Source organism: Streptacidiphilus anmyonensis (genome assembly GCF_000787855.1).
Classification (GTDB): domain Bacteria; phylum Actinomycetota; class Actinomycetes; order Streptomycetales; family Streptomycetaceae; genus Streptacidiphilus; species Streptacidiphilus anmyonensis.
In genome coordinates this window covers 191659-197865 of sequence record NZ_BBPQ01000006.1, presented here as the reverse complement: position 1 = coordinate 197865, position 6207 = coordinate 191659, and the positions used below count along the sequence as shown (strand labels likewise).

At 74.6% G+C, this 6207-nt stretch carries 4 protein-coding genes and 2 pseudogenes; 3 read left to right on the top strand and 3 right to left on the bottom strand.

Features of this window, described 5'->3' with window-relative positions; translation table 11 throughout:
• The 3 genes and pseudogenes from TR50_RS09645 to TR50_RS09635 all read right to left on the bottom strand — a co-directional run.
• Positions 1 to 1646, bottom strand: a pseudogene (locus TR50_RS09645) (hypothetical protein); the annotation flags it as partial.
• Positions 1647 to 1725: 79 nt separating this feature from the next.
• Positions 1726 to 2601 carry a hypothetical protein gene (locus tag TR50_RS09640; protein ID WP_042417597.1) on the bottom strand — a complete coding sequence of 292 codons (876 nt, stop codon included), beginning with the start codon at positions 2599 to 2601 and terminating at the stop codon, positions 1726 to 1728.
• A 49-nt stretch (positions 2602 to 2650) separates the two neighbouring features.
• The gene (locus TR50_RS09635; RefSeq protein ID WP_042417596.1) at positions 2651 to 4147 is read right to left on the bottom strand and encodes a hypothetical protein; all 1497 of its coding nucleotides are present in this window, start codon (positions 4145 to 4147) and stop codon (positions 2651 to 2653) included.
• Between the two features lie 331 nt (positions 4148 to 4478).
• Between TR50_RS09635 and TR50_RS09630 the strand changes: the two genes are divergently transcribed.
• The 3 genes and pseudogenes from TR50_RS09630 to TR50_RS48595 all read left to right on the top strand — a co-directional run.
• Positions 4479 to 5243, top strand: a complete 765-nt coding sequence (locus TR50_RS09630; protein ID WP_042417828.1) for a LamB/YcsF family protein — start codon at positions 4479 to 4481, stop codon at positions 5241 to 5243.
• A gap of 47 nt (positions 5244 to 5290) precedes the next feature.
• Positions 5291 to 5923: a 5-oxoprolinase subunit B family protein gene (locus TR50_RS09625; protein ID WP_042417826.1), complete on the top strand. Its 633-nt coding sequence runs from the start codon at positions 5291 to 5293 to the stop codon at positions 5921 to 5923.
• Between the two features lies 1 nt (position 5924).
• Positions 5925 to 6207: pseudogene (locus TR50_RS48595) on the top strand (hypothetical protein); the annotation flags it as partial.

Here is a 6207-nt window from a genome sequence, read left to right as displayed (position 1 = left end):
TCGGCCGCCTCGAGCGCGGCACGGGCCGGATCGATCGGCTCGGGGCTGTCGACCTCGCCGGTGGTGGTGTCGATCCAGCCGGAGCGGACCGCCTGCTGGGTCTCCTGCTCGACCTCGGCGAGACGCTGACGCAGATGGTCGCCCTCGGAGCGGGCCTTCTGCGCGGCGGTCGCGGCGGCGGTGGCGTCGCGGCGGCCGGCCTCGCCCTGGGTCTGCAGCTCGTGCGCGCGCGCCTCCTCGCTGTCGGCGCGCTCCTCGGCCGCCTCGGCGGCGGCCTCCAGCGCCCGGACCAGCGCGACGGCGGCCTTGGTGCGGGCCGCGAGCGCGGGCGCGGCGTCGCGCTCGGCCTCGCGGATCGCGGCGGAGACCCGCGCGGCCCGGTCGGCGGCGGCCCGGTGACGGAGCACCAGTTCGGTGGCCTGCCAGGCGGAGTGGAGCGTGCGGGCGTCGAGCAGCTCGCGCCGCAGGGCGGCGGCGTCGGCGGTGGCGTCGGCCAGCGCCAGACTTGCATGACGGTGCGTCAACTCGGCGGTGATGAGCGACTGCCGGGTACGGGAGTCGTGCGCGGCGGACACCGCGTCGGCCGCGGTGGCGACCTGCTCCTCCAACTCGCCGGCCCGCGCCCGCTCCAGGCCCGCGCGGGCGGAAAGGGACCGGGCGAGGCGTCGCGCGCGGCGTTCGGCGGAGCGGTGGTTCTCCCGCACGCCCTCACGTGCGGTCGCCGCCTCGGCGATGCGGTGCAGCAGATCGAGCGAGCCGCCGGTGAAGTCCCGCTCGGCGGTCAGCTCGGCGCGACGACCCAGCTTCGAGGCGAAGCCGTGCACCAGGTCCGCGAGCCCGTCGGTGTCGCGGGTGTCGGTGACGGCGCGCAGCAGCAGGTCGGTGAAGTCCTTGTCGCTCCTGACCGCGAAGAGACCGGCCGCCTCACCCTCGTCGGCGTTCATCTCGCGCTGGTAGCGGAAGAGTTCCGGGTCGAGTCCGAGCGCGCTCAGGTGCTCGGTCCAACGCTCGTGGCCCTCCTCCCAGGTGATCTCCAGCTCGGGGGCAAGCTTGCCGGCCTCCATCAGCAGGTCGCGGAAGCCCTTCATGGTGCGGCGGCGGCCGCGGGCGCTGACCTTCGGCGCCTCCTGGCCCGGCGCGGGCATCAGCACCGCGCGTTCGGCGACGGGGAGCGAGTCGAGGCCGAGGGCGGGGCCGGGCCGGAACGAGTACCAGGCCTCGGCGAACTTGCGCGGGTCGGCGGAGACCTGGCGTCCACGCCACTCGCTGACCTTGCCGACGACGACGGTCTCGCCGGTGAGCGTGTGCTGCCACTCGAGCGCGACATGTCCGCAGTCGTCGGCGAGCAGGAACTTGCGCAGCACGCCGGAGCTGGCGCCGCCGAGCGTGTTGCGGTGACCGGGCAGCATCACCGAGAAGATCAGCTTGAGCAGCACGGACTTGCCGCCGCCGTTCTCCAGGAACAGCACGCCCGCGGGCGCCGGGCGGCGCACCGGTCCGTTGTCCTCCTCGTCGAAGAACCCCGGCTGGCGCGGCGCCGGGTCGGGGACGGCATCGCCGACGCCGCTCAGGTCGAGCACGGTGTCGGCGTACCGCGCACCGGCAGGGCCGATGGAGTACAGGCGAACCCGGTTCAGCTCGTACATGGTGCGGCGGATCTCCGATCAGGGGTCTTCAGAGTCAGGGGTTTTCAGAAGCAGGGCGGTTCAGACGCCGTACGGCGGTTCAGACGCTGTGGAACGGCAGGCCGGCGTCGGTGACCAGGTCGTCCGAGTCGTCGGGCGGCAGCAGCGTGGCGCTGCCGTCCGAGACGGGCACGACACCGAGGGCGAGCAGCTCCGCCATCGCGGCGCTGCCGGCCATGTCCCGGACCTGGAGCTGGTAGCGGGCGGTCGTGCGGTAGGTGCCGCCGGAGTCGTCCGAGGTCTTCTGCAGGAAACCCGAGTCGACCAGGAACGACACCGCCTTGCCGACGATCCCGATCGTCGAGCCGGCGAGCCTGCGCGCGTCCTTGGTCGCGCCGGTGGCGCTGCGCCGGGCGTAGACGCGCCAGGCCGCCTCCAGGCCCGGCGCGTCGCTGACCGGGTCGGTGTTGTCGCCCGACACGTCCGCCTGCTGCTCCAGCCTGCGGCAGGCCTGGCGGACGAAGGCGTCGACCCCGTTGACCGTGATCCGCCCCAGGTACCCGTCGTCGGCGAGGTCCTCCGGGCGCGGGAACGCCAGCGCGGCGACCGCGAGGTGCGCGAGCCCGTGCAGGAACCGGTCGGTGGACTCGGACGCGGCGCGGCGGGAGTAGTCCCCCATGCGCACCGCGAACACGCTGTCCTCGGCCGCGGCCACGGCCATGCCCGCGCGGGAGGACACCTCCAGCACGATCAGCCCCAGGCCGGTGGCCACGGCGTCGGCGAGCCGCGCGAACGACGGGTCGTCGCGGTAGCGCCGGATCAGCTCGGCGTACTCGGTGTCACGCGCGGGCAGCAGCTTCGGCTGGAGGCCGAAGCTGACCAGCCGGCTCGCGTCGGCGACGTCGGCGGGCGTGATCGGCGCGGGGCGCGCGGCGCTCTCACCGGGGCTCGGTGCGTCGTAGTCGTCGTCGATCATCGGTTCAGCTCCGGACAGAGGGAGGTGGCAACTTCCTTGGGGGCGCTCATCAGTTCCCCTCCGTACGGTCCGCCGCCATGCCGACCGCGTCCAGCAGCGCGCTGCCGACGATCAGGTCGGCCCCGCCGAACTCCTGGTCGTCGAGCCGCGTCCCGTCGTCGACGGCGAAGAGGAGCCGCTCCTCGCCCTGCCGGTAGGCCGTGCCGACGCCCGGGCTCGCCGCGTGCACGGACAGCAGGGCGACCAGGTACGGCAGATCCGGGTCGATCCGGCGGGCCTCGGCGAGCAGGCCGGAGAGGCGGCGGGGGGCGTCCGCCGGGAGGTCCAGCAGGCCGAGCGCGGTCTCCAGCTGCTCGTCGGAGAAGCGGCTGTCGTCGGGGGTGGAGATCAGGTCGGGCTCGGGGAGCTCCGCTCCCAGATGCTCGCGCTCGACCGGCGGGGTGAGCAGGACGTCGACGAGATCCGTCAGGCGGACCGCGTCCGGGGTGCGCAGCCCTATCCCCTTGCGGAAGAACGCCGTCGTCACCGCCGACGCCTGCTCCAGCGGCAGCGGCAGCACGGGGGCGAGCAGCTGGCCGTACAGGTCCAGGCCGCTGCGCGTGCTCGGCGCGGCGAAGGCCTGCCGGTCCTGCTCGGCGCGGAACAGCGGGCCGGCCTCCAGCAGACGGGTCTGCAGCTGGGTGTGGCGGCGGATGCAGTCCTTGACGATGTCGACGAGCTCGGCGGCACGGCGCTTGTGCTCGGGGTCCTCGGACTCGTCGCGGGCCTTGCGGATGTTGGTGAGGATCGCGTTCTCGTGCCGGTAGCGGTCGGCGATGTGCTCCAGCGCCTCGGCGATCAGGTCCGGGACGGTCTCCATCCAGTCCACGGCGCGCACGTTGCGCCGGGTGGCCTCGAGGGCGCGGCGCAGCAGCTCGCTGTACTGGACGGTGCGGTAGCGGGCCTGCTCGGCGGCGAGCTGGGCGTCGGCGAGGCGGCCGCGCCGGATCAGCACCTCCAGCTTCACCTCGGCCGCGATCTGCGCGGAGGTGACGTCGGTGTCGAGCGCGCCGACGAGGACGTTGACGGCCTCGTCGGTGGTGCGCAGGTAGACGCCGCCGTCAGGACCCGGGACCTCCTCGATGAGCTTGAAGTCGTAGTCGCGGCGGATGTACGAGCCGTCGGAAGCGAAGGTGCCGTAGACGGCGCGGAAGCCGCGGTCCACGCTGCCGACGTTGATCAGCGACTCCAGCACCCACTTGGCGACCCGCTCGTGCTCGCGCCACTCGCGCTCGGGGGCCTGCGCGGCGACGCGCGGCAGCATCCGGGCGAGGACCTGGTCCCGGTCGGCGCCCGTGTCGAAGTCCATGTGCAGGGTGACCAGGTCGATCGCGGCGAGCGCGACCTCCGCCATGCCGTAGACCGCGTACTCGCCCGCCAGATTGGCCTTGCGGCTGTCGAGGTCGTGCAGCGGCGCGGTGCAGGCGAGGGCGCGCAGCCGACGGGCGAGGCCCTCGTCGGCCGCGGGGCCCGGGGCCGGGCGCGCTGCTTCGGCGGTGGTGGTCACGGGGGTTTAGCGTAGAGGCTCGGACGGACAACGTCCCAAACGGCATGGATCGCCCCGGTCTGTCCGGCGAGCTCGCCTCGTTCCGCGTGTCCGACGGCGACGCGTTCACCGGCAGCGGGAAGCGCCGCACCACGGCGTGGTGCACCCGGTCCCGTCCGGGTGGTCTTCGCGGCGCGCCGTTTGCGCCACGACAGGGGAGGGTTTGCACCGTTTCACACCCCGGCCTCGGCCGCTGTCGGCCCGACTGGCGGCCAGGCCCGGCGGGCGTCGCGCGGGCCGCATACGATCAAGGCCGGACGTGGAGTCGAAGGTGCGGCAGCCGGAGGTGGAGATGGATCTCAACGCCGATCTCGGCGAGGGCTTCGGCCGCTGGACGCTGACCGACGACGAGGCGTTGCTCTCCGTCGTGACCAGCGCCAACGTGGCCTGCGGCTTCCACGCCGGCGACCCGTCCACCATGCGACGCGTCTGCGAGGGCGCGGTCGCGCGCAGCGTGCGGATCGGCGCGCAGGTCTCCTACCGGGACCTCGCGGGCTTCGGCCGCCGCGCCATGGACGTGCCGCGCGCCGAGCTCGCCGACGAACTGACCTACCAGATCGGCGCGTTGGAACTCTTCGCGCGGACCGCAGGGGCGGCGGGCGTCGCCTACGTGAAGCCGCACGGCGCCCTGTACAACCGGGCGGTCCGCGACGAGGAGCAGGCCGCGGCCGTCGTCGACGCCGTCACCGCCTTCGCCCGCGCCTTCGGCCGCGAGCTGCCGGTCCTCGGCCTGCCCGGCTCGGCGCTGCTGCGCCTGGCCGCCGCAGCGGGACTGCCCACGGTGGCGGAGGCGTTCGCGGACCGCGCCTACACACCCGAGGGCACGCTCGTGCCGCGCACCGAGCCCGGCGCGGTCCTGCACGATCCCGACGCCGTCGTCGCCCAGGCCCTCTCCATCGCGGTGGCCGGCGAGGCCGCGACAGCGTCGGGCGCGAAGGTGGCGGTCACGGCCGACTCCCTGTGCCTGCACGGCGACACACCGGGCGCGGCCGCTCTGGCCGCGCGGGTCCGGAGCGCGTTGCGGTCGGCGGGCGTGACGGTCGAGGCGTTCGCTTGAGCGGCGGGCGCGGTCCCGAGGGCCTGCGGCGCACGGTCGTCCGTCCGATGGGGGCGCGGGCGCTGCTCGCCGAGGTCGGCACGGACGAGCAGGTCGCCGCGCTGCTCGGCGACCTGATGCAGCGTCAGCATGACGGCCTGCTCACGGACGGTGCCGAACTCGTGCCCGCCGCGCGGACGGTGCTCATCGACGGCCTCGCCGACGCGCGCGAACGAGCCGGTCTGGCAACCTGGTTGGGCGCGTGGACCCCGCACGCCGCCGAGGCGGGCACGGGGCCGCTGGTGGAGATCCCGACCGTGTACGACGGCGAGGACCTGGCCGAGGTGGCGCGACTGTGGGGCGTCCCTCCCGACGAGGCTGCGCGACGGCACGCCGACTGCCTCTTCCGGGTGGCCTTCTGCGGCTTCGCACCGGGCTTCGCCTATCTCACCGGTCTGCCCGACGAGCTCGCCGTGCCCCGCCGCGCCACCCCGCGCACCCGCGTCCCCGCCGGCTCCGTCGCGCTCGCCGGACCGTACACGGGCGTCTACCCGAGCCCCTCCCCCGGCGGCTGGCAGCTCATCGGCCGCACCACGCTGCGCCTGTGGGACGCGGACCGCACGCCGGCGGCGCTGCTGTCACCGGGCACCCGGGTGCGGTTCGTACCGGCGACGGGCGCGCGGAACGGGGAGGGGAGCTGAGGTGGCACACGCCCACGAACGCCTCCGGTCAGGGCGCGCCTTCGAGGTGGTGCGTCCGGGCCCGCTGACGACCGTGCAGGACGAGGGCCGACGCCGGGTGGCGGCCCTGGGCGTGCCTCGGGCCGGGGCGTTGGATGCTCCCGCCTACCGGTGGGCCAACACGCTGGTCGGCAACGGCACGGGCGGCCGTGAGTGGGGCGGAACGGCGTCGGGCGGACCTGGGGTGGGTGGACTCGGGGTGGGCGGACTCGGGCCGGCCGGCCACCTGTCGGGGGGCCATGGGC